This window comes from Pedobacter sp. GQ55 (assembly GCF_059758925.1).
Genome location: NZ_JCAXEI010000001.1, coordinates 818,361 through 843,205 on the forward strand (window position 1 = coordinate 818,361; position 24,845 = coordinate 843,205).

Here is a 24,845-nt window from a genome sequence, read left to right on the forward strand (position 1 = left end):
TCCCTTGCTTTGAAAAAAACTGTACTGCCTGTTGTTGTGTTAATAACGATGTTATCATCGTGTAATTGGTTTAAGGATATACCTGAAGTGGGTGTTGTACTGTCAGATCATTTCAAAAATAAACTGTACAAAAAATTTGATACTGCTGTATATAATGGTGTTTTTAAAAAACACCTTGATTCTTTAAAATCTAAATTTTCGAATCCCAATACATTAACAAATTATTATTATACGAATGAGTATAAACCTGAATTGGTTACAAAATTCTTTGTAAATGGCGGATTAGATAGTCTGGAAAACTATATAGGCAGGAGTGAGCAGCACGGCTTTAGCCCAAATCTATTTAGGTATAAGCAAATAAAATCACTATTGGCTACATTACAGGCCAATAAATTCAACTCAATTAATGAGGTTTATCCTGTAATTGCCGATCTGGAACTTAATGCTGCCGAGGGACTTATCAAATACAATAATTTTGTTTATTACGGTAGCATCAATCCAAGGAAATTATTTAGCCGGTATTATGTGCCGGTAAAAAGACCTGATAGCTTAAGTGTAACTGCTGTTTTGCAGACAAAAGACATTCAAAAACTACTAACGAGCATCCAGCCTTCTTCTCCGGATTATCAGGTATTCCAGAATAAACTCTCGAAATACAAGGCCGACTCTGGCAGTAAAAGCTATATGGTAAAAACCATTATGGTAAATATGGAGCGTTTGCGCTGGAAATTGCCAGAGCTTGGCGACGAGTATGTGCAGGTAAATATCCCTGATTTTTCGCTTACCTGGTTTAAAAACCAAGACACACTTACCCAAATGAAAGTTTGTGTTGGGGGAAAACGCGAGGAAGGTTATGCAGATAAAATTAAGCAGTATCTGAAATCTGGAAATCTTGATGATAAGCCAAAAAATCATGAAACGCCGTTATTGTACAGTAAACTTAACTCTATACAGGTAAATCCGATATGGAATATTCCAGTTAGCATTGCACAGAGTGAGATTTACTGGCAGGCAGTCAGAGATCCGTATTATCTTTCTAACAGTAACATCAAAGTCTACTATAAGGGTAAACAAATAGGGGAGCCTGATACCATTCAATGGAGTAAGTATTCCAGAGAAAAGCTGCCTTTCCAATTCAAGCAAGGCTCAGGAGAGGGGAATGCTTTAGGTAAGTTTAAATTTATATTCGACAATGGCTCGAGCATCTACCTGCACGATACGAATAATAAAAGCGCTTTTTCCAGAGCCAACCGCGCAATAAGCCATGGTTGTGTTCGTGTAGAAAAACCGTTACAATTTGCCGAAACGCTGGTTAAAGATAAATACGAATACGATCAGTTAAGGATGGAAGTAAACCTGCCGCCAATAGATACCAATAGAATGGCGGTTTACCGGAAAAAAATGGCCAAAAAAGCCGATACAGTAAATGTTTATAAATTAAGGCCTAAATGGTTTGGCGTTAAAAAACCTGTCCCCTTGATCATCAATTACATAACCGCATGGTCGAAAAACGGTAGTTTGCAGTTCCGACCAGATGTTTATGGTTTAGATGAAACTTTATGGGATGCTATGAAAAAATTCATGTAAAAGTTCTACCTTTGGTTTTTAATGAATTTCCTATACCCAGGTTTTCTTTTCGCACTGCTGGCAATAGCCATACCTATTGTAATTCACTTATTTAATTTCAGAAAATTTAAGAAAGTATATTTTAGTAATGTACAATTCTTAAAGGAGGCAAAGGAGCAAAATTCTTCGAGAGAAAAGCTTAAAAATTTACTTGTGCTTTTGTGCAGGATATTGGCCATTGTATTTCTTGTCCTGGCATTTGCCAGACCTTTTATTCCCTCAGGCAACAAACATAATCCAGGACAGAGAAATGTTATCAGTATATATATTGATAACTCTTATAGTATGGAGACCGTAAACAAGGAAGGGAGTTTACTTGACGAAGCTAAAAGAAAGGCAAAGGAAATTGTTAGATCATACGATATTAATGATCAGTTTCAATTAATTACAAACGATTTTGAAGGCAAGCACCAAAGACTGGTTAATAAAGAAGAGTTTATTCAATTGCTGGATGAAATTAAGATATCACCTGCAAATAAGACTTTACAACAAATTCTCCATAGACAACAGGCTAGTTTTTCGGCCAGCAGAAACGAAATCTGTTACCTGCTTTCCGACTTTCAAAATAGTTTTACGGGTAATAAACCTTTAGCTGTAAATAAGGAGATCAGCTATACCATAATTAAGTTAAATGCGAATAGCCTTCCAAATATTTCGATTGATAGTGTTTGGACTCTTTCTCCGGTACACCAACCAGGGCAAGCAGAGAAGGTTGTGGTTCAATTAAGAAATTATGGTGAAGAGGATGCTTCGGGTATAGCCTTGAAGCTGACCATAAACAAGCAACAAAAAGCAATTAGTAATGTAAATGTTGGGGCAGGTAAATCAGTTAATGACACTTTATCTTTTAGCGGATTAAAAAGCGGATGGCAAAAAGGCGTTATTAGTATTAAAGACTTTCCTTTAACATTTGATGATGATCTGAATTTTAGCTTTAAGGTAAGTAATGAGCTAAAGGTGCTAAACATTACAGGCAATTCTTCTGATAAATTCATAAAGGCGCTCTTTGCATCCGACAGTTATTTTAAACTTACCGAAATGCCTGAGTCGAACATTAAATATTCTAGCTTTTCAGATTTTAGTTTAATAGTTCTTAACGGACTAAAAGAACCATCCTCAGGCTTGGCTCAACAATTAAAAGGTTATGTGCAAAATGGAGGGTCAGTAGTTATCTTCCCTGATCTTGATGCAAATAGCAGTGTTTACACTTCGTTCTTAACCGGCTTGTCGCTGCCTGCGGTTCAGCAATTAAATTCGGGACTACCATTAGCAAGTAGTATGGATTTAAAGAACTCTGTTTTTAAAGATGTGTTCGATCAGATTCCTAAAAATATAGATCTGCCTTTAGTAACCAGGTATTTTAGTTATACTGAGCAGAATACAAGTGCTAAAGAAAGCATTTTGCAATTGCCTTTAAATCGTTTCCTTTTTGCAAAGTATACTACAGGGGCTGGTAAACTATATCTTTCATCAAGCTCATTGGATATTAAAGATAGCAACCTGCCTAAGCACCCGGTTTTTGTACCCTTAATGTATAAGATCGCTTTTGCAAGTGCAAAAGAGCAACCACTGTATTATACAATAGGCCTCAATAATCTATTGGAAAGTGAAAAAATTAGTCTTCTTGCTAATCAGTCGTTAAAATTGATGTCGGATAACTTTGAAGTTATCCCTGAAGTACGACAAACTGCCGGAAAAACTTTATTATATGTAGCAGATCAGGTAAAGAAATCTGGCTTTTATGAATTAAAAAAAGCAGATTCTGTTTTGGCCGTTGTAGCATTTAATGACAACCGCACGGAATCTGATATGCATTATGCTGCGGAAACGGAGCTTAACAACTTGTTTGGCAAACAAAAAGTGGCAGTATTTAATTCTAAAAAGGATGCACAATCATTAAATATCGAGGGAAAAAATAGCAGCAGTGAATTATGGAAACTTTGCCTAATTTTAGCTATTGTTTTTTTAGCCGGTGAAATACTACTTATTAGATTCTTTAATAACATAAAAAACATAGAAATATCATGAACCTTCTTATCACGGGTATAGTTATTGCCGATCCAAACAGCCAGTTCAATCAAAAGAAATGTGATGTTCGTGTAGAACAAGGAAAGATAACGGCTATAGGAAACAACCTGGCTCCCTCCAAAAATGAACAGGTTTTTGATGGCAAAGGTGCTGTTCTTTCTCCGGGTTTCTTTGATTTAAACTGTTCAATCGGTGATCCAGGTTTCGAAACCAAAGAAGATATTAATACGGCAACCGAAGCTGCTAAAGCAGGTGGGTTCACAGGGATTGCTGTTTTGCCAAACACTAAGCCCGTGGTACAATCTAAGGCCGAAGTTGAATACATTATTAACAGGGCAAAAAACAACCTGGTAGATGTGCTGCCAATAGGAGCGGTTAGTCAGGGACTAGAAGGTAAAGAGCTTGCGGAATTGTACGACATGAAGCAGGCCGGTGCAGTCGCATTTTCTGATGGAGGAAAAGCTATTGTTGACGATGGCTTTATGAGTCGCGCTTTACAATACACCCAGGGCTTTAACGGACTTTTAATGGTATATCCAGAGAATAAATCCATCGCAGGAAAATCGCAGATTAACGAAAGTAAAACCAGCGTGTTATTGGGAATGAAAGGATTGCCATCATTGGCAGAGGAAATGCACATTAGTCGCGACATCTTTTTAGCCACTTATCATGATGCTCCTGTTCATATTAGTAATATTTCAACGGCCGGATCTGTAGCGCTTATAAAGAAAGCTAAAAAGGATGGTGTTAAAATTACTTGTGATGTAGCTGCACATCATTTGGTGTTTACAGAGGAGCTGCTGAATGATTTTGATAGCAATTATAAGGTTAAGCCACCTTTGCGTGGTAAAACTGATGTGAAGGCCTTGCTTACAGGTTTAAAAGACGGAACTATTGATGCAGTAGGATCGCAGCATCGCCCGCATGAGATTGAATTTAAAGATGTTGAGTTTGAAATCGCATCGTATGGTATCATTGCCCTGCAAACTGTTTTACCTTTTCTTATTAAAGCTGGACTTGATGCAACGCAGATAGCCGAGAAGCTTTCTGTAAATCCCCGTAAATTACTGGGTCTTGCAATTCCTGTGATTGAAGAAGGCGCTGAAGCCAACTTTACAGTGTATAATCCTGCTTTACAATGGGAGTATAATATTGCAAGCAACTATTCAAAATCTGCCAACTCTCCGCTATTAAATAAAAAACTGACCGGTAAAGTTCAACTGGTATATAATAACAAACAATTACAATCATATGGATAATCATGTAAAAGTAGCACTAATTGCATCGTTAGATAAATTTGCTGCAGTATCTGGTAATGACTCGGTTAAGTTAGAGGAAAGCCTTGTTGAAGTGTTTAGCAAAGACCTTGGCTTTATAGAGAAAGTTGAAGAGTTTGATGAAGTTTTTGATGAGCATCCATCATTTGATGAACTTAGAGAAGTATTCTTTGATTTGCTGATGATTAATTTCTTTTCTATTGACATTAAAAAACTTGAAGAAGACTATCTTGACTCTGAAGAGTGGCTAAGGATTGAAGAAGAAACAATAGATAGAGGAACAGAGTTATTAAACCTTTTGTTGTATATCAATGAATGTCATGATGAGCGTATAAAACCTGAATTAGGTGATTTCCTTAAAGAATTCTTATTGGTTGAGGAAGACGAGTTTCAGGATGAATTTCATATTTATGAAGACCTGATCAGCAATCAGCAATTGATTGAAGGAAGTGTTGAAGATATCTGCAGTCATGCCGGAATGATAGATCTGGGTGAAGAAATGGAAGAGCTTTTTGTTCCTTTCATGGTTTTCTTCCATCAGCCTAAGGCCAATGATAAGATCATTAAAGAGCTTGAGGATTTTAGTGCAAACAAAGAGTTTGATATTGCGGTGTATACCTTAATCGCTAATTTTAATGCAGCTACAGCTTAGGCAATAGTTTTTATTATTAACTTATATATTAACGTTTATTTAAAACTTTCAAATGGAAGAAGTAGTAGTTGAACCCAAAAAGAATCCAAATATGCTGGCGTTTAAAAGCGCAATGGCATATTCTGTTTATTTCCTTGTGCTTATGTTTGTAATGAAGTGGCTAGGAGTTGATCAGAACAATCCGAATACCAGTGTAGCAGAGAAAATTATATACTCGCTAGCTTCCTATATTCCATTTATTATGGCTGTTGTATTTGTGCAAACTACATACAAAAAGGAATTGGGGGGATATATAAGCTTTGGTAAAGCTTTTTCTTCGGGCTTTAAAGTAGCTGCATATGCAGGATTGTTTATAGCTGTATTTACTATCCTTTATTATAAGGTCTTAGATACGAATGCTTTTAATCAGCTAATGGATTCAGCAAAAGCTGCGGCTGGTGATGATGAAAACAAGGTTAAAGGGGTAGAGATGATGAGACCTTATATGATCTTTTTTATAGGATTTGGAGTAGCAGTGAGTTATACGATATATGGTTTGATTATCAGTTTAATTGGTGCAGCTGTTATTAAAAAGGAACAACCCCTTTACGAGGAGTAAGCCGCGTTAAATTCATATCAAATAATTATCTCTAACCCAATTTTACAAAAATATTGAGATAACGCTATTTCAAAGTAAGTCAGATCCTCCCATAAGTCGAAACGTTTATAGGCGTTTAAAAAATCATTCCTTGATTTGCTTACAAGCTTCAGGGGTTTGCATACATGCGTGCGATTTGGCTAACCGACCTTTGGGTCATGGAAATAAAGCAAATAACATTGGGCAGCCAGGGTTTGGTTGTGCCTGTGATCGGCCTGGGCTGTATGGGGATGACGGGTTTTGAAAAGGCGCATATGTATGGTCCTGCGGATGAGCAGGAAGCCATCGCGACGATCCAACGTTCGCTTGAGTTAGGCGGTAGTTTTTTAGATACTGCCGATCTGTACGGACCGCTGAAGAATGAGCAGTTGATTGCTAAAGCGATCAGTGGTAAACGTGATCAGTATATTTTGGCGAGCAAATTTGGCTGGGAAATCGATGATAACAATAAGGTAACCTGGGCCATCAATGGTAAGAAAGATTATGTAAAGAAATCTTTGGAGCGTTCGCTCAAAAATCTGAATACGGATTACATCGATCTGTATTACCTGCACCGTCTGGATAAAAATACGCCGATCGAGGAAACGGTTGAGGCGATGGCTCAGCTGGTTCAACAGGGTAAAGTGGGTTATATTGGTTTGTCGGAAGTTTCGTCTGAAACGGTTAAGCGGGCGCATGCCGTGCACCCAATCACTGCTGTACAAAGTGAGTACTCATTGTTCGAGCGGACAGTGGAAGAACGTGGGGTTTTGGCAACCTTAAAGGAATTGGGTATTGGTTTTGTAGCTTACTCACCGCTGGGCCGTGGATTCTTATCTGGACAGATCAAAAGCATCAATGACCTGCCTGAGAATGATTTCCGCAGGGCAATCCCGCGTTTCCAGGGCATACAGTTCGACAAGAATATTGAATTGGTGAAAGCTATCGAAGTAATGGCTGAAGCCAAGCAGGTGACTTCTTCGCAGCTGGCTTTGGCCTGGATCATGAGCAAAGGTATCCTGCCGATCCCGGGAACGAAACGCCGGAAGTACCTGGAGCAAAACATTGCGGCAACAACTATTGTTTTAACTCAGGCGGACCTATCACAACTGGAAAGCATCGTGCCTTTAGGTACGGATACTGGCGCGCCTTATGATGAGTTCAGTATGGGCTTAATTGATTAATTTTGTTTATGAACGCCATTAACTCCATATCGGAATTTCACCGTTTGCTATCCTTAACAGAACCCCGCCACCCGCTGGTGAGCGTGATCAATCTGGCGGAAAGTGTTTTTTTGGAAGACCAGATCTGGAAAGGTTTCGTTAACCGCTTTTATTGCGTGGCGCTCAAACGCGAAGCCAAGGGCAAAATCAGGTACGGACAGCAGCATTATGATTACGATAAAGGAGTATTGAGTTTTACTGCCCCTAATCAGGTGCAACAACTGGACCTCCAAAATATGGAATGCGGTTCCGGTTATCTCCTGATCTTTCACCCGGACTTCCTGTTACAGCATACTCTGGCGAACAGCATTCATCATTACGGTTTTTTCGATTACGCGGTTAACGAAGCGCTGCACCTGTCGGCCGAGGAAGAAGATGACCTGATCACAATCCTCCATAAAATTGATAAGGAGTGCCAGCATATCGATAAGCATACCCAGGAGATCATTCTGACGCAGATCGAGAGCCTGCTAAAGTATTCCAACCGTTTTTATGAGCGGCAGTTTTTGACCCGCAAGAATAATAATTCAGCGCTGCTGACCAGGTTCGAGCAGTTAATCGATGACTACTTTAACAGCGACATACAGGGTTTGCTCACGGTACAATATATTGCTGCGCAGATGAACCTGTCGCCGAACTACCTGAGTGACTTGCTTCGGGCTCATACCGGACAGAACACACAGCAGCATATTCATGAAAAACTGATCGCGAAAGCCAAGGAAAAACTTTCCATGACCAGTCTTTCGGTTAGCGAGATCGCCTATGCCTTAGGCTTTGAGCACGCGCAATCCTTTAGCACGCTTTTCAAAAAAAAGACGAATTTATCGCCGCTGGAATTTCGTCAGGCTTTTAACTGATTACCAGGGACAAGCTGTGTCGGGGAAATATCAAAACTAAAAACATCACAGAAATACATACATCATAAGAAGAGGCCGTACAACGGCCTCTTCTTATGATGTATACTAATGGATATTACAGATTTCTGATCCAGATGTTACGGAAACTCAACGGCTCGCTAGGATCTCCATGAGATTGTAACTTAATTGGTGCAGGGCCATGAGCTTGTCTGTATGCAGGAGCTCCGATATATTGTGTTGGGCCCAATAATGTAGTATTATCCTGAACCAACACTCCGTTAAATAACACGGTAACTCTGGCAGGCGTTTTTACAGTTTTATCTTCGTTAAATGTAGGTGCAGTCCAGATTACATCGTAACTGTTCCATTCTCCAGGTTTGCGGGTTGGGTTGGCGAGAGGCACAAATTGTTTGTAAATACTTGCAGCCTGTCCATTTGTATAAGTGTCGTTTTTATAAGAGTCAAGAATTTGCAATTCATAACCAGCATCGCCTTTACCAATAGAAGCAAGGAAAAGTCCGCTATTGCCTCTGCCTTGTCCTTTGCCAGTAATGTTTGCAGGCACACGCCACTCCAGGTGTAACTGATAATTACCAAATGATTCTTTGGTTTCTATGTTTCCCGATTTTTTATTTACGGTAAATACTTTGTTGGCAACTGTCCATGCAGCAGGTTTAGACCTGTCTTCAGTCATTACCCATTGGTCAAGGTTTTTGCCGTCAAAAAGTATAATAGCATCAGAAGGAGGGGCTATTGTAAGCTCCGGTGTTGATACTACTTTAGGAACTGGAGTATATACTTCGGTGTCTTCAGGTTTTGCATCTTGAGCCTGAACAATGTTAATTCCTGCCATCATTAATGTAGCAAGGATAACTGATTTACGCATGTTTATCATTGTGTGATTTAATTTAATAACTATTCAAATTTATAATTAAATGGGATTAATTATAGTAATTCTCTAAGTATTTATTGGGAACGGCTAATATTGTTACAGTTTGATTCTAACCGGCGTGTTAAGATTGAGATGGATATAATAGGGCTCAGATGGTGGCTAAACTTAACAATTTTGTGAATGCATATTTGTTAAGTTTGAAAAGGAATTCCCTTAGCTGAAAACGAAATTACCTCCTTGTGGACATGAAGTTATTGTGGTGAGACAATCGGACATATTTTAGATGATACCATTAAAGGATATATTGAAAACCAAATAATCCCAAATTCATTCACCGCCTAAGGCTCAAGTGTATTAGTCTTCTAACAGAAAAAAATCGTAAGTTTGCACAGTTTTAAGCGTTGTAATCACACATGGATATTTCTGTTGTAATCCCCCTATATAATGAAGAAGAATCGTTACCTGAATTAACTTCATGGATTGCTAAGGTAATGCAGGAGCATAACTTTAGTTATGAGGTTCTTTTTGTTGACGATGGAAGTACTGATACCTCCTGGAGCATAATTGAAGATTTAAAGCAACAATATAGTTCAGTAAAAGGAATTAAATTCAGAAGAAACTATGGTAAGTCTGCGGCTTTAAATGTTGCTTTTGAGGCTGCACAGGGTGATGTGGTAATTACTATGGATGCTGATTTACAGGATAGTCCGGATGAGATACCCGAGCTTTTCCGTCGGATAAAAGAGGAAAAGTTTGATATTATATCCGGCTGGAAAAAGAAGCGTTACGATCCGATTACCAAAACCATACCCACCAAACTCTTTAATGCAGCCACCCGCAAAATGTCGGGCATTCAATTAAATGATTTTAATTGCGGTTTAAAAGCTTACCGTAGTGATGTGGTTAAAACCATTGAAGTTTATGGCGAGATGCACCGTTACATTCCTGTAATTGCAAAATGGGCAGGATTTAAGAATATAGGGGAACAGGTAGTAGAACATAGAGCACGTAAATATGGGGTTACCAAGTTTGGAATGAGCCGTTTTGTTAACGGATTTCTAGACCTCCTGTCTATCTTTTTTGTAGGTAAATTTGGCAAACGCCCAATGCACTTTTTTGGTTCATTAGGGGTGCTGAGTTTTGTAGTAGGAACATTTATGGCCTTATGGCTTATTGGCGTTAAGTTATATCATATATCTATGGCCATTCCGTATAAAAGAGATGTAACCGATCAACCATTGTTCTATATTGCTTTGGTAGCCATAATACTTGGCTCTCAGTTGTTTTTAACTGGTTTTGTTGCAGAACTGGTGACCAGAAATGCACCAGAACGTAATCAATATTTAATAGAAAAGGAGATTTTATAACAAATGTTTTTTTCGATTATAATTCCCCTTTACAATCGCCCCCAGGAGATTGATGAATTGCTTACTACGCTTACCAGGCAAACCTATACCCAATTCGAAGTATTGGTAATTGAAGATGGTTCTGTAAATGATGCTAAGGCTATTGTTGATAAATATGCCAACTCGCTTGATGTAAAATATTTCTTTAAACCTAACGAGGGACAAGGATTTTCGCGTAATTATGGGTTTGAAAGGGCCAAAGGCGATTTCTTTGTGATTTTTGATTCCGATTGTCTGATCCCTGAGGATTACCTTGAAATAGTAAAGGATTATCTTTTTGAACATAAACTGGATGCTTATGGTGGGCCTGATGCTGCACACCAAAGTTTTACTCCGGTACAAAAGGCCATCAGCTATGCTATGACTTCTCCATTTACAACCGGAGGGATAAGAGGCAATAAAAAGCATATCGGACAATTTCATCCCCGTAGTTTTAACATGGGGGTATCCAGAGAAGTATGGGAAAAAGTTGGCGGCTTTATTTTAACAAGATTGGGAGAGGATATCGAATATAGTATTCGTATCCACGAACACGGCTTTAAGATCGGTCTAATTCCGGCAGCCAGAGTTTTTCATAAACGACGCACAAGTTTTAGCCAGTTCTATAAGCAGCTGCACTTTTTTGGCAGGGCCAGGATAAATATTTATAAACATTTCCCCTCCGAATTAAAATTGGTACATTTCTTTCCGGCAGCATTTACATGTACGGTAATATTTACTGTGCTTATTAATATATTATATTGGCCTTTGGCATTCATTTGTAACTTTGTAATGCTGATATACTTTATGTTGATATTTTTTCACTCATGGCAGGTTAATAAGTCATTAAAAGTTGCATTTTTGAGCATTATTGCAGCGTTCATTCAGCTAACTGCCTACGGTTTGGGTTTTATGCAGGATTTTATTAAAAGAGTAGTATTTAAACAACAATGATAGAATTTTTAAAGGAGAGTACATTTGCTGTAAATGAGGTGATTAGCAAGGCCTGGACAGTGACCAAAAGGAATTACTTTTCTATTGCGACGCTGTGCTTTTTGATGTTTATTACTTCTAATGCTTCGGGCTTAATGGCATTCTTTTTAAAGGATGTGAGTAAGGGATTGAGCATATTGATGGCTTTCATTTTTGTGATGTTCTACTTTACCATCAATCTGTCACTGTTTAAGTATATTTTTCATTTACTGGATGACGAAGAGCATGATGTAAGCATTGTAAGCACCATTCCCACCCGGAAACAAATTATCAGATTCCTGGTAGCAACACTTTACTTTATGCTTTGTATTGTAGGCGTGTATTCGATAGTGGTATTGATCGCTTTTCCTTTTATATACACAGGGATAAAAATGGAAGTGATAACCAATGTGGCTATTTCTGTTGGTGTAATTGCAATATTCATTACATGGATCCGTATTTCTTTCTTTCCGTTTTTTATAATCGATAAAGATTTACCCCCATTTCTGTCTATAAAGTTTAGCTTAGCCACTACAAAAGGCAATTTTACAAAGATCTTCCTGCTTTTATTAGTGCTATTAAGTTTTCACCTGCTTTATTTGTTTTTTAGTTACATACACTGGCCGGTGTTCTCATTCTTTATAAATATTTTGAGCTCCTTTATTATTGTTCCGCTATCAAGTGTGGCTTTAACTATTGCTTATCGTAAAATGATGAGTGAATACAAGGGAGATGCTGAGCCTGATATTATACATAACATAGTTTAAACAGAACTTATGGGATTAAAAGCGGCATTAAGTAAACCGTTTGCTGCCTTTATTGTAAAAGGCATCAATAAATGGAAAAAAAATGCAGTGGGCGCACAGAAGGAAACTTTAAGCCAACTCATTGATTCTGCAAAAGGTACAGCCTTTGGTAAGGATCATGGTTTTGCCTCTGTAAAAACATATGAAGACTTTAAAAAGGCGGTGCCTGTTAGGGATTATGAAGAGTTAAGACCTTATATTGAAAGGGTAGTTGCAGGCGAACCGGATGTAATGTGGAAAGGTAAACCTCTTTATTTTGCAAAAACATCTGGTACCACATCGGGCGTTAAATACATTCCACTTTCCAAAGAATCGGTGCCCGAGCATGTTAAAGCTGCCCGTAATGCTTTACTTACTTATATTCACCAAACCGGTAACACCGCATTTGTTAATGGTAAGATGATCTTTTTGCAGGGAAGCCCTGTGCTGAGTAAAAAAAATGGAATTAATGTAGGCAGATTATCGGGTATAGTTGCCCATCTTGTTCCGGGGTATTTACAGAGAAACCGCTTGCCTTCTTATGCTACAAATTGTATTGAAGATTGGGAGCAAAAGGTTGATGCAATAGTAGAAGAAACCATTAACGAGGATATGACCCTGATTTCGGGCATACCACCATGGGTGCAAATGTATTTTGACAGGCTTGCACAGAAATCCGGAGGCAAAAAAATTAAAGATATTTTTAAAAATTTTAGCTTGTTTGTGTATGGTGGGGTTAATTACGAACCTTATCGGGCTAAAATTGAGGAAAGCATAGGCAAGAAAATAGATACAATTGAAACTTATCCTGCCTCCGAAGGATTTATCGCCTATCAGGATTCTCAGCAGGATAAAAGTCTGTTGCTGCTGGCAAATGCAGGCATATTTTATGAATTTATTCCTGCCGATGAGTACTATAATGATAACCCTTTGAGAGTAAGCCTGGAAGATGTGGAGCTAGAAAAGAATTATGCTTTGATACTCAATACAAATGCCGGGTTATGGGGGTATAGCATTGGAGATACGATTAAGTTTGTATCTAAAAACCCATATAAAATATTGGTGACAGGACGTATTAAGCATTTTATTTCAGCCTTCGGAGAACATGTAATTGGCGAAGAGGTAGAACATGCTTTACTTACCGTAGCTAACCAGGAAGGTGTTGGTATTACAGAATTTACTGTAGCTCCTCAGGTAGAAACCAAACCAGGCGAATTGCCTTACCACGAGTGGTTTGTGGAGTTTTCTAATCCTCCTAAAGATATTGAAGCATTCAGTAAAAAAGTAGATGAAGCACTACAAAAGAAGAATATTTACTATTTTGACCTCATTGAGGGAAAAATACTGCAGCCACTGATCATTCGTTCTTTACAAAAAGATGCCTTTGTGAATTTTATGCGTAGCCAGGGTAAGCTTGGCGGGCAGAATAAGGTTCCAAGATTATCGAACGACAGAAAGATTGCTGATAATTTAAGTAGTTTTACAAATTGAAAAACATATCCATTTTAGGCGCAACCGGTTCAATAGGAACACAGGCCTTAGAAGTTATTGAGGCAAATCCGGAGTTGTATAAGGTTACAGCGCTTACAGCACAATCAAATGCTGATCTGTTGATTGCCCAGGCATTAAAATTTAAGCCTTTAATGGTTGTTATTGGCGACGAGCGTCAATATCAATCAGTAAAAGCGGCTTTATCAGCTACAGGCATCAAGGTTTTGGCAGGTGAAGCAGCATTGTGTGAAGCAGCTAGTTTGGCAGAGACAGATTTGGTACTTACTGCAATAGTAGGTTCTGTTGGTTTAAAACCGACTATTGCTGCTATTGAAGCTAAAAAAGATATTGGCCTGGCCAATAAAGAAACGCTGGTGGTTGCCGGTGATTTGATAACTAGCTTAGCAAAGCAATATGGGGTAAAAATTATACCTGTAGATTCTGAGCATTCCGCAATTTTTCAGTGTCTGGTAGGTGAGGCAGTTGATACAATTGAAAAGATCTATTTAACCGCATCCGGTGGGCCATTTAGAGGGAAAGAGCGTGCTTTTTTAGCTAATGTTACCAAAGTCGAGGCACTTAAACACCCCAACTGGGTAATGGGCGCAAAGATCACTATTGATTCTGCGTCTTTAATGAATAAAGGCCTCGAAGTTATTGAAGCAAGATGGCTGTTTGATTTGAATGTGGACCAGATTGATGTGATTGTACATCCTCAATCTATTGTACATTCGCTGGTGCAGTTTAATGATGGTTCTATGAAGGCTCAGATGGGGCTTCCTGATATGAAATTGCCAATTCATTATGCTTTTGCATACCCTGGAAGAATAAGCAGCAATTTTAAACGTTTCAACTTTATGGATTATCCGGAGCTTACGTTCTCAAAGGCTGATAGAAGTACCTTTAGAAATCTTGACCTTGCATTTGAGGCTTTACGCAAAGCAGGAAATATGCCTTGCATCATTAATGCTGCTAATGAAGTAGTGGTAAATGCTTTTTTACAAAATCAGATTGGTTTCCTGGAAATGAGCGATATAATAGAACAATGTATGTCTGATATCAGCTTTATAGCGACACCAACTCTTAATAATTATTTAGAAACCGACCAGCATACACGTATATTTGCGGGCGAGCTGGTAACAAAATAAGTTTTTTACAGTCAAATTTAGAAACATTTAAAATCATATATGAGCGGATTGATTATGGCGGCCCAGTTACTTCTGGGATTATCGATATTAGTTATTTTACACGAATTAGGACATTTTCTTGCGGCACGTGCTTTTGGAATTAAGGTAGAGAAGTTTTATCTGTTTTTTGACGCCTGGGGTGTTAAGTTGTTTAGTTTTAAGAAAGGGGATTGTGAGTACGGGATTGGTTGGTTACCATTAGGTGGTTATGTTAAAATAGCAGGTATGATAGATGAATCTATGGATACCGAACAAATGAATCAGCCAGCACAGCCTTGGGAATTTAGATCTAAACCAGCCTGGCAACGTTTAATAGTAATGCTTGGTGGTGTTATTGTTAATATAGTTGTTGGTATCCTGATTTTCTGGATGCTTACCTTTAAATACGGGGAAACATTTATTCCTAATAGTTCTGTACAGAATGGTATTAATCCCGGAAGTATCGGTAAAGAAATCGGACTTCAAAAAGGAGATAAGGTAATTGCCGTTAATGGAAACAAGGTAATTCGCTTTGATGAGTTGATCAGTTCAAAGGTTTTGTTGGGAAATACAAATTTAACAGTTATTCGTGGGGACAGAACTTTAGATATTAAAGTGCCTGAGAATATATTAAATAAGGTTTCTGATTTAGGAATTGAAGCGTTTATTAGCAGGATGCCTCTTTTAAGCACTAGGATAGACAGCATAGTTACAGGAAAGGCTGCAGAGAAAGCGGGCTTAAAAAAAGGCGATAAAATTACTTCTTTAAATGGCATACCTGTGAACTATGATGTTGATTTCAGATCTCTTGTTCCGAAATATAAAGGTAAAACGATAGATGTAGGCATTAATAGAGGCGCAGAGAAGTTGTCTGTTAAAGTCCCTATAGATACCAGCGGTACAGTGGGTATTGGATTTACGTCAAGTGAAATTAAGCAAGAAACGATTAATTATGGATTTTTTGCTTCGCTTCCAATAGGGGCTAACCAGGCCTGGAAAGTTTTTAGTGACAATGGTAAAGGAATTTGGAAAGTGCTTACTGGCAAGATCCAGGCAAACAAAGCGTTTTCGGGCCCTGTAGAGATTGCGCGTAAAGTTTATGGCGGAGAGTGGGTGTGGACTAGATTCTGGGCTTCTACTGGTTTTATTTCTATTGCTCTAGCATTCATGAATCTGTTACCTATACCAGCTTTGGATGGGGGACATGTTGTATTTCTTATTGTAGAGATGATCAAAGGAAAGCCTCTTGGCGATAAATTTATGGAGCGCGCCCAGATAGTTGGTTTTGTTCTGCTATTGTCCTTGATGGTTTTTGTGCTCGGCAACGACATATTTAAGGCCGTAATGCATTAAACCCTTATGACAGATTATTTTGCATTTTATGGCTTACCATTAAGCTTTAATCCTGATGTGGCTCTTGTAAAGCAAAAGTTTTATGAGTTTAGTAAGAAGTATCATCCTGATTTTTATATTAATGAAAACGATGAGAAACAGGCTGAGGTACTGGAGTTAAGTACGGCAAACAATAAAGCATATCAGGTTCTAAGTGATCCGCAGAAGCGGTTACATTATGTTCTGGAATTAAAAGGCTTGTTAAAGGAAGGTGAGAACTATGTTCTGCCTCAGAGCTTTTTAATGGAGATGATGGATATCAATGAGGCGCTGATGGATTTGCAATTTGATCCTGACCCTGTGAAACTGGCAAGTCTAAAGGATGCTGTTAATGGGGTGGAGAAGGGGCTGTCGGATGAAATTTTATCACTTACAACTTCTTTTGAACATCAGAGCTCAGCGGAACAGGATAAAACACTTATTGCAATAAAGGACTTGTATTATCGTACTAAGTATTTGTTAAGACTTAGAGAAAGTATTGCTAAAGCTGCCAATTTATAAGGCTAGCTGTTAAATCATTGTAAAAAAGTAAAATGCTACTTTTTTACAATGATTGTTTGGATACCTTTGCCGCAAATCCATACATATGAACACATTATCCATTTTTAGAAAAATTGCCGTTGCTGAGGGAATTTCTTACATCTTACTGGTATTTATTGCGATGCCCCTAAAGTACTGGGCCGACATGCCTTTGGCTGTGAAATATACAGGCTGGGCTCATGGCCTTTTATTTGTGCTGTATATTGTTTTTTTAATTATGGCATGGCAAGAGTATAAATGGAGCTTTAAAAAGGTGGTACTCATAGGGTTTGCATCATTAGTGCCATTTGCCCCTTTTTGGGTAGACAAAAGACTTAAAGAAGATAATTTAAATAAGTCTTGGTAATTAGTTATTCAATTAATACATTTGCATCCCGCTGAATAAGCAAATGCCCAGCTGGCGGAATTGGTAGACGCGCTGGTCTCAAACACCTGTGGGAAACCGTGCCGGTTCGACTCCGGCGCTGGGTACGAAAAGCGAGTAAATAAGCCCTAACAATCTGATTGTTAGGGCTTTGTCCTTTAATCTACTAGGCGATAATGCGTATTTTTAATTTTCATTTCTTTTGTAAAACTCTATAAATCATACATTTATATCTATAAGTGTGTTCGATTCTCGATCAGGATAGTGACGGATTCTTTGAACACTTTATAATCCTATAATTTCTTGTTTAATAAACAAACTTAGAGTAGAGGGGGTGATCTTAGCAGTAATCAGATCGTTAAGATCGGGTGGGAACAACATCACTTGATGTTGCAAGTCTGCTTTAAAAAGGATGATGGAGGTTTTTCCGCGTGCCATAGCCTTTAAACAAATTAGCTTATGGAAAGTTAAAATGAGACGGCCCCTTCTTAATTTTCTTCCGGCCAACGGTTCCATTATCCACTATGCAGTGTTGCAACTATTTTGAAACCAGCCTTTTCCTGATCCGGCTTAATGCTTCGGGCGTAACTCCGAGATAAGATGCCACGTAATACTGCGGTACTCTTTGAATCAACTCTTCCCTTTCTTTTATAAGATTCAAATACCGCTCTTCGGGCTTTTCTCCCATCAACTTGGCGTTTTTTTGGGTAACACGCAAAAACTGAGCTTCTGCAATGAGCCTGCCAATGCGTTCATACTCAGGAAACCTTTCATACAGCTTTTGCAGGCTGTTGAAATGAAGATGATACAATTCACAATCTTCCAAGGCTTCTATTCCATAATTAGCAGGACGGGACGTCAAAAAACTTTCATAATCTCCTGTAAATTGATGTTCAAAAAAGAACTCATAGACGGTCTTCTTCCCGTCAGACAAATCAAATGCGATCACCGCCCCCTTCTCAATAAAGGAAACCCATTTGTTTACAGAACCCAAATCACTGATAATTTCCCCTTTCTTGTAAGACTTCACTACCAAAAGCTCAGTAAGAGGCTCCCATGCCCCGGTAGAAAGGTTGGGTAAAAATTGCAAAAAATACTGATGAATATTTTCAAACATAAACTTAGCGGGCTTCAATAGACTGTTTTTCCTAGGGTACTTTCTTTATTGACCCAAATCAATGAACAGGGAGATCCTGTTGTGGAAATTTGTCCAAAATAATTTCCTGAGACAAATGTATCGAATTATGGCAGCAAAATCAATCTATTATAAGGCCACTTTATTGGCTGTGTTCCTCATTGCCTTTTTCAGCAATGTACAAGCCCAAACCCAAACTATAAACGGGAAATTAGTTGACGATGCCTCGTTTGCCCCTATCGGTGGTGCGACAATACAAATGGCAAATTACCCCGGGATAAGCACGTTTTCAGATTCGCTTGGAAGTTTTAGGCTTATGGAAGTTCCTTTAGGCAGGCAATCTATTATCATTACGTTTGTTGGATACGAACCCTTGTTTCTTTCCGATTTATTGATCACCGCAGGGAAAGAACTTCAACTTAATAATGTGGCAATGCGTGAAAAAATTAAGATGTTGGATGAAGCGGTCATTAGCGCTCCTAACAGGAAATCACCCAACAATGAAATGGCTACTGTAAGCGTCCGCACGTTCAATATGGAAGAAACCAAAAGATACGCCGGTTCTTTTGGCGACCCTGCGCGGATGGCTATAAACTTTGCCGGAGTGGTATCCACCAATGACACAAGAAATGACATCATTATACGAGGCAATTCCCCAAATGCTATGTTATGGCAGTTTGAAGGTCTTAACATTCCCAATCCTAACCACTTCGGTGCGCTGAACAGTATGGGAGGTTCTGTAAGTATGCTGAACAACAACCTGATAGCCAAGTCTGATTTTATATCAGGTGCTTTCCCCGCCCAATATGGTAACGCTGTTGCGGGCGTCTTTGATTTACGGTTGCGAAATGGAAATAAAGACAAGCACGAATTTGTAGGACAAGTAGGTTTCAACGGATTTGAAGCCGGAGCAGAGGGGCCGATCGGTAAAGTTAAAAAAGCATCCTACCTCGTAAATGCCAGATATTCCACCCTTTCTGTATTCCGGCAGTTGGGGCTCAACTTTGGTACTGGCGGAGGGCAACCCGACTACTACGATGTAAATTATAAAGTAAACTCATCAGTCGGGGCAAAAGGAAACCTGAGTTTGTTCGGTATATGGGGCAGAAGTTCATTTGTGAGCCTGGGCAAAGATTATGATCCCGACGGACAGGCTTATGGAAATAGCTACTCCAATCGTTTTGCCGATTACGAAACCAACATTACAGGACTTAGTTATGAGCATCTGCTAAATAATAAGACTACTGCGAAAATAACAGTCGGTTATAGCAGTACGAACGAATGGTTTGACAGGGATTCTATCAGTACGGTAAAACCCGATATCGCTACTCCTGACTGGCACTGGAAATTCTCCACGCAAAAATATTCTGCTGTCTTTCAGTTGAATCATAAGTTAAATGCAAGGCATAGCCTTATTGCAGGGGTTTCCAATGACTATACCGACTTTTCCATACTCAACAAACGGATCTATGCCGGCGTACACGACCTTGTAATTGCTGACCGCCAACGCGGTTTGAACCTGTTGCAGAGCTACGCTCAATGGAAATACAGGATGAACGATGTGTGGACATTTATCGCAGGGATGCACTACCAATATCTGGATATTTCCCAGAGCCAAAGCATAGAGCCAAGAATCGGGCTAAATGCTAAAATAAACAACAGGCATACTTTAGGCTTCGGTTTCGGAATGCACAGCCAAATGGACAATCTGTTAAATTACACGGTTGTAACATCCACTCCGTCCGACCACCTGTATACAAATGAATCTTTAGGGTTTATAAGAAGCAACCATGCTGTGTTGTCACACAGCTGGAAATTAAACAATAATACAAGCCTGAAGACCGAACTTTATTACCAGTCGTTGTATGACCTGCCTGTGGAAAGTCATCCGTCTTCTTTTTCGACCATCAATCTTGGAGCAGATGCCACTCCTACATTGCGGGACAGTCTTATCAACCAGGGCAAGGGAAGAAATTTCGGCGTAGAGCTTACGCTTGAAAGGAATTTTTCAAAAGGACTTTATTACCTGCTTACCACGTCCCTGTTTGATTCCAAATATCAGGGAAGCGATGGGGTATTGCGAAATACGGCGTTTAATATGGGTTATGTAATCAATGCCCTTGCAGGCAAGGAATGGAAGTTCAACAGGGAAAGATATTTCAGCATTTCAATGAAGATCTCTGCCGTCGGAGGTCGCTATCTTTCACCTGTGGACATTACAGCATCTATTGCAGACGGCGAAATACAGTTTATCGAAGAAGAGGCTTTTTCATTAAGGCAATCGCCTTATTTCCGTTCGGATGTAAAGCTATCCTACCGGAAGGAATACCGAAAATCGTCTTTAGAAATTTCGCTGGACCTGCAAAACGTTACCAATAACAATAATATTTTCAGACAGGATTGGAACGCCCGTACCGGACAAGTCGTAAACAATTACCAGCAGGGATTTTTCCCTGTGCCGTTTGTAAGGTTTACTTTTTAATGAAATAGACCAGGATTGGGTTTCGTCCAAAACACAATCCTGCCTTGGAAGCTCTTCTTGGTATTTGCCTTCATGGTCTTATTTCAATTTTATCCTTTAGTGGTCAGTTTCTGTTTTGATTTATTTAATGGTTTGTTAGTTTTCGTGTACTACCTATATCTGTAGACGGCGATGGGATGATCATAAGGGTATAGCTTTTCCCAAGCGGCCGTTAAAGTAAGTTCAAGGGAGTTTCAAGTGATAAAAGACTATAAAAATAAGATCAAAAAAGGCTATTTTTGATCTTATTTTTATAGATATTTATATGATGTCCAATTTCTCAGCGCTTTTTGATTATGTTCAAAAACTTTCTGGCAAGATACTTTCAGATGACGAGAAGCAAATATTTATGACACATTTCAAGTCAAAAAGACTACGAAAGCGACAATATTTTCTACAAGAGGGGGATATATGTAAATATACTGGATTTATCGTAAAAGGCTCAGCTAGAACGTTTACAGTAAATGAAAAAGGGCATGAACATATTCTGAAATTAAGTGTCGAAAACTGGTGGTTAAACGATTTTGAAAGTTTTTATCAATTAACACCAAGTCGATTTAATATACAAGCACTGGAGGATATGGAAATTCTTCAAATAACGAATGCGCTTGTTGATGAGTTTATAAAGCCCATTCCCGCTTTTTCGGCAATGCAAAACGTTATCAGTCAAAATTACACCATTGCAGCACAGAAAAGGATGCAGTCTGCCATAAGCCATTCCGGCGAAGAGCGTTTCCAAGAATTGGTTAATGAATATCCACATTTTCTACAGCGGTTTCCACAAAACATGATCGCATCTTACCTGGGATTATCCCCCGAGACTTTAAGTAGGATAAGGAAGAACTCCTTAAAATGAATTGATTTTTATCAAGTGTATTTAATGACTTAAGTCAATACTCAGCCCGTTATGAGGCTGCATCTTTGGATATGTTAATTAAATCACAAAAATCATGAATAAGTTAAAAAATAAAGTCGCGGTAATTACAGGCGGCAATAGTGGTATTGGCTTTGGTATTGCGGAAGCATTTAAAAATGACGGCGCAGTCGGAACTATTGTTGGCAGAAACAAGGAAACCCTAACTAGTGCTGTGGCACAGCTTGGTGATGATTTTATAGCCATCAACGCCGATGTAACCAATCTAGCCGATCTGGAGAGGGTGTTTAAAGAAACCGCTGAAAAATTTGGTAAGATAGACGTGGTTGTTGCGAACGCAGGTGTTGGAACTGCCGGAACCGTGGCAGATACGACTGAAGCCGACTATAACAAAACCATGAACCTAAACTTAAAAAGTGTTTACTTCACTGTTCAAAAAGCACTGCCTTACATGAATGATGGTGGTTCTGTTATTCTAATCGGATCTAATGCAGCACATCGTGCCTACCCTTCATTTGGGCTTTATGGCGCTGCAAAAGCAGCAGTAATCTATCTGGCAAAAGGGTTTTCAAATGACCTTATAGAAAGAAAGATTAGAGTAAACGTAATTACACCAGGTACAACGGATACGCCGGCATTTGACAAGTTTGTTCCTGCTGAACAAATCGAAGCTCTAAAAACACACTTTGCTAGTGTGATGCCAATTGGCAGGATCGGCCAACCATCAGATATCGGTAAGACAGCGGTATTCCTAGCTTCAGATGATTCTTCTTTCATGTTGGGTGCCGAATTACTTGTTGATGGTGGCATGACCTATTTATCTAAGTAATAGCCTCACGTTTAGTGCGGATTTATTACTGTCTATTAAGTATTTAAAATAATTCGGAATGAACAGATTAAAAAACAAAGTGGCGGTTGTTACCGGTGCTTCAAAAGGAATAGGTGCAGCAATAGCAAAACATTTTGCTGCAGAAGGCGCAAAAGTTGTAGTGAATTATGCCTCAAGTAAAGAAAGTGCAGAAAAAGTGGTGAAAGCCATAACAGATAATGGAGGCACAGCCATTGCCGTGCAGGCAGATGTATCTCAAGAAGCTGATGTGATTAGGCTGTTTGAAGAAACGGAAAATGCTTATGGAACATTAAATATTTTAGTTAACAATGCAGTATCTCAAGGGTACGCACCTATTGAGCAGATTTCAGTAGAAGCATTTCGCCAAAGTTTTAATGTCAATGTGCTAGGGCCTATATTGACTATCCAGGCAGCATTGAAACTTTTCGGTGATGAGGGAGGCAACATAATTAATATCAGTTCGGGTGCAAGTAAATATCCACTTCCGAATGCCTCTTTGTACTCTTCAACCAAGGCTGCACTAGATGCCTTCACCATCGCTTTGTCAAAAGAGCTGGGTGCAAAAAAAGTTCGGATCAATTCTATTTTGCCTGGCGCTACTGAAACAGAAGGCGCAACCAGTGCGGGTGTAACCACTGGGAGTGATTATGAAAAAATGTTTATTGCCAATACACCACTTGGTCGAAGAGGCCAGCCCGAAGATATTGCGAAAGCTGTAGTATTTCTCGCATCTGATGATGCAGCTTGGATCACCGGTGAGCAAATCTCGGTTTCGGGCGGCATGTATGGCTTCTAATCCTACTAAATTTTATGACTCAAGTAAACTTAGGTCTGATTTCTAGAGGTGAATAGCCCTTCACAAATTTTTGATTAGGCACTTACAATTATGAGAATAATCGAAAACGCTACTGAACAAATGTGTTTTCAATGTACTTCATCATGATCAGACAGTTCCAATGGATCAATCGATATCCTGCAAATAATCCTTAAATCATGCCCCAATTGGTAGGGATAGAATTTTGCACCGAGTACTAACCGGGCTCAAAGCCAAAAATCGAGAGGGTTGCTCATAAAAAAGCAACCCTCTCGATTTTTAATAAATTATCATAGTGCGCGAATTAGTTCTAAGTGCACCCATCGTAGCAAGATTGTCTTTGAACAAGGGACGTACCATTGCATGCTTCTGATATATATATTAGAAAGTTTATTCGCACATCTTTCATTCAATTGTCCAATGTTTTATATTTTGGAATAAGAATTGGAGGTTTTAAGCAAAAAAATATTTACAAGCTCCATAAAACAATTTCATATGCAAAATTTAAACAATAAAGTGGCTTACGTTACTGGTGGAACAAAAGGCATCGGTTTTGGGATCGCTAAAGCACTGGTAGAAGCTGGTTTGAAAGTAGCCATTTCGGGCCGCAAACTGGAAGATACGCAACGAGCAAGGGAAGAACTCGGTTCTGAAAATGTATTGGCTATCGCTTCTGATGTCTCAAACTTTGAAAATGAAGCCCGCGCAGTGGAACAGATCGTAGAAACTTTTGGTCAGCTGGACGTTCTTATTGCGAATGCCGGCGTAGGAAAGTTTGCTCCTGTGGATCAGTTAAGTCTGGCGGATTGGAACGCGATGATATCCACCAATCTGACGGGAGCGTTTCATACGCTCAAAGCAGGGGTGCAGCAGCTCAAATTAAATAAAGGATATTATATCACTATCGCCAGTCTGGCAGGCACAAATTTTTTCGCAGGTGGATCGGGCTATAACGCTTCAAAATTCGGCGTAGTGGGCTTTACGCAGGCTGCAATGCTAGATTTGAGGGAATACGGCATAAAGTCGACCACCATCATGCCGGGTTCGGTGACCTCTCATTTTAATAAGCATACCCCAAATGATGCCGATTCCTGGAAGATCCAACCATCGGACATTGGTGAAATAATTGTTAATTTGCTGAACATGAATCCGAATGTATTGCCAAGTAAAATAGAGGTACGTCCGACACAAACCAAGTAAGCTGATCGGGTTATCTGGGAGCATAAATAAAGTCTGCGCTGCGGTTATACCGCACTCAATCTGTGATAAAGGAAACTCTGGGATTTCTTTTTGGGGTGAATTTGCGTTGGTATTTTTTCTTGAAATCCCTATCAAGCGGTTCTGCAACAAAACTGCCGGCAATGTTGGCGAAAGTTACATATCCT

Annotated in this window: 22 protein-coding genes and 1 tRNA gene; 21 read left to right on the forward strand and 2 right to left on the reverse strand. The window is 39.1% G+C overall.

The window, feature by feature from the left end:
- Nucleotides 1-9 precede the first annotated feature (9 nt).
- The 7 genes from AC6CH7_RS03410 to AC6CH7_RS03440 all read left to right on the forward strand — a co-directional run bounded on the left by AC6CH7_RS03410 (nt 10) and on the right by AC6CH7_RS03440 (nt 8,279).
- Complete coding sequence (locus AC6CH7_RS03410) at nt 10-1,587, forward strand: L,D-transpeptidase family protein (protein ID WP_498261344.1); 1,578 nt, start codon at nt 10-12, stop codon at nt 1,585-1,587.
- A gap of 21 nt (nt 1,588-1,608) precedes the next feature.
- Nucleotides 1,609-3,654: a BatA domain-containing protein gene (locus AC6CH7_RS03415; RefSeq protein ID WP_498261345.1), complete on the forward strand. Its 2,046-nt coding sequence runs from the start codon at nt 1,609-1,611 to the stop codon at nt 3,652-3,654.
- Nucleotides 3,651-4,913: a dihydroorotase gene (locus AC6CH7_RS03420; RefSeq protein WP_498261346.1), complete on the forward strand. Its 1,263-nt coding sequence runs from the start codon at nt 3,651-3,653 to the stop codon at nt 4,911-4,913. Before AC6CH7_RS03415 ends, AC6CH7_RS03420 begins: the two co-directional genes overlap by 4 nt.
- The gene (locus tag AC6CH7_RS03425) at nt 4,906-5,583 is read left to right on the forward strand and encodes a hypothetical protein (protein WP_498261347.1); all 678 of its coding nucleotides are present in this window, start codon (nt 4,906-4,908) and stop codon (nt 5,581-5,583) included. The genes AC6CH7_RS03420 and AC6CH7_RS03425 overlap by 8 nt, the downstream gene beginning before the upstream one ends.
- Nucleotides 5,584-5,635: 52 nt before the next feature.
- The gene (locus AC6CH7_RS03430) at nt 5,636-6,181 is read left to right on the forward strand and encodes a DUF4199 domain-containing protein (RefSeq protein ID WP_498261348.1); all 546 of its coding nucleotides are present in this window, start codon (nt 5,636-5,638) and stop codon (nt 6,179-6,181) included.
- 197 nt (nt 6,182-6,378) lie between these two features.
- Nucleotides 6,379-7,383 (forward strand): aldo/keto reductase, encoded by a 1,005-nt coding sequence (locus tag AC6CH7_RS03435; RefSeq protein WP_498261349.1) that lies wholly within the window; start codon nt 6,379-6,381, stop codon nt 7,381-7,383.
- 8 nt (nt 7,384-7,391) lie between these two features.
- Nucleotides 7,392-8,279, forward strand: coding sequence for a helix-turn-helix domain-containing protein (locus AC6CH7_RS03440; RefSeq protein WP_498261350.1), 888 nt, complete (start codon nt 7,392-7,394; stop codon nt 8,277-8,279).
- Between the two features lie 115 nt (nt 8,280-8,394).
- Here the strand turns inward: AC6CH7_RS03440 and AC6CH7_RS03445 are convergent, their stop codons facing one another.
- Nucleotides 8,395-9,165: a 3-keto-disaccharide hydrolase gene (locus AC6CH7_RS03445; protein WP_084498238.1), complete on the reverse strand. Its 771-nt coding sequence runs from the start codon at nt 9,163-9,165 to the stop codon at nt 8,395-8,397.
- 419 nt (nt 9,166-9,584) lie between these two features.
- Here AC6CH7_RS03445 and AC6CH7_RS03450 point away from each other — a divergent pair, with 419 nt between their 5' ends.
- The 9 genes from AC6CH7_RS03450 (at nt 9,585) to AC6CH7_RS03490 (ending at nt 17,373) form a co-directional block, all read left to right on the forward strand.
- Nucleotides 9,585-10,538 (forward strand): glycosyltransferase family 2 protein, encoded by a 954-nt coding sequence (locus tag AC6CH7_RS03450; protein WP_498261351.1) that lies wholly within the window; start codon nt 9,585-9,587, stop codon nt 10,536-10,538.
- Between the two features lie 3 nt (nt 10,539-10,541).
- Entirely contained in the window at nt 10,542-11,510 is a 969-nt protein-coding gene (locus AC6CH7_RS03455; RefSeq protein WP_498261352.1) for a glycosyltransferase family 2 protein, read from the forward strand.
- Nucleotides 11,507-12,295, forward strand: coding sequence for a hypothetical protein (locus tag AC6CH7_RS03460; RefSeq protein WP_498261353.1), 789 nt, complete (start codon nt 11,507-11,509; stop codon nt 12,293-12,295). The genes AC6CH7_RS03455 and AC6CH7_RS03460 overlap by 4 nt, the downstream gene beginning before the upstream one ends.
- A 9-nt stretch (nt 12,296-12,304) precedes the next feature.
- Nucleotides 12,305-13,804, forward strand: a complete 1,500-nt coding sequence (locus AC6CH7_RS03465; protein ID WP_498261354.1) for a GH3 auxin-responsive promoter family protein — start codon at nt 12,305-12,307, stop codon at nt 13,802-13,804.
- Nucleotides 13,801-14,952 (forward strand): 1-deoxy-D-xylulose-5-phosphate reductoisomerase, encoded by a 1,152-nt coding sequence (locus AC6CH7_RS03470; RefSeq protein ID WP_498261355.1) that lies wholly within the window; start codon nt 13,801-13,803, stop codon nt 14,950-14,952. Before AC6CH7_RS03465 ends, AC6CH7_RS03470 begins: the two co-directional genes overlap by 4 nt.
- Nucleotides 14,953-14,991: 39 nt before the next feature.
- Nucleotides 14,992-16,323 carry an RIP metalloprotease RseP gene (gene rseP, locus AC6CH7_RS03475; RefSeq protein WP_498261356.1) on the forward strand — a complete coding sequence of 444 codons (1,332 nt, stop codon included), beginning with the start codon at nt 14,992-14,994 and terminating at the stop codon, nt 16,321-16,323.
- Between the two features lie 6 nt (nt 16,324-16,329).
- Nucleotides 16,330-16,863: an iron-sulfur cluster co-chaperone HscB C-terminal domain-containing protein gene (locus tag AC6CH7_RS03480; protein ID WP_498261357.1), complete on the forward strand. Its 534-nt coding sequence runs from the start codon at nt 16,330-16,332 to the stop codon at nt 16,861-16,863.
- An 85-nt stretch (nt 16,864-16,948) separates the two neighbouring features.
- Nucleotides 16,949-17,248: a DUF3817 domain-containing protein gene (locus AC6CH7_RS03485; RefSeq protein WP_498261358.1), complete on the forward strand. Its 300-nt coding sequence runs from the start codon at nt 16,949-16,951 to the stop codon at nt 17,246-17,248.
- A gap of 45 nt (nt 17,249-17,293) precedes the next feature.
- Nucleotides 17,294-17,373, forward strand: a tRNA-Leu gene (locus AC6CH7_RS03490).
- A 431-nt stretch (nt 17,374-17,804) separates the two neighbouring features.
- Here AC6CH7_RS03490 and AC6CH7_RS03495 read toward each other — a convergent pair.
- Entirely contained in the window at nt 17,805-18,383 is a 579-nt protein-coding gene (locus AC6CH7_RS03495) for a Crp/Fnr family transcriptional regulator (RefSeq protein WP_498261359.1), read from the reverse strand.
- A gap of 127 nt (nt 18,384-18,510) precedes the next feature.
- On the opposite strand from AC6CH7_RS03495, the gene AC6CH7_RS03500 reads away from it, so the two are divergent.
- The 5 genes from AC6CH7_RS03500 (at nt 18,511) to AC6CH7_RS03520 (ending at nt 24,660) form a co-directional block, all read left to right on the forward strand.
- Nucleotides 18,511-20,883, forward strand: a complete 2,373-nt coding sequence (locus AC6CH7_RS03500) for a TonB-dependent receptor (RefSeq protein WP_498261360.1) — start codon at nt 18,511-18,513, stop codon at nt 20,881-20,883.
- A gap of 304 nt (nt 20,884-21,187) precedes the next feature.
- A complete protein-coding gene (locus AC6CH7_RS03505; protein WP_498261361.1) occupies nt 21,188-21,778 on the forward strand; it encodes a Crp/Fnr family transcriptional regulator in 591 nt (196 codons plus the stop codon).
- A gap of 94 nt (nt 21,779-21,872) precedes the next feature.
- Nucleotides 21,873-22,625, forward strand: a complete 753-nt coding sequence (locus tag AC6CH7_RS03510) for an SDR family NAD(P)-dependent oxidoreductase (RefSeq protein ID WP_498261362.1) — start codon at nt 21,873-21,875, stop codon at nt 22,623-22,625.
- A gap of 58 nt (nt 22,626-22,683) precedes the next feature.
- Complete coding sequence (locus AC6CH7_RS03515; protein WP_498261363.1) at nt 22,684-23,442, forward strand: SDR family NAD(P)-dependent oxidoreductase; 759 nt, start codon at nt 22,684-22,686, stop codon at nt 23,440-23,442.
- Nucleotides 23,443-23,904: 462 nt separating this feature from the next.
- Nucleotides 23,905-24,660 (forward strand): SDR family oxidoreductase, encoded by a 756-nt coding sequence (locus AC6CH7_RS03520; RefSeq protein ID WP_498261364.1) that lies wholly within the window; start codon nt 23,905-23,907, stop codon nt 24,658-24,660.
- The last annotated feature ends 185 nt before the right edge of the window (nt 24,661-24,845 follow it).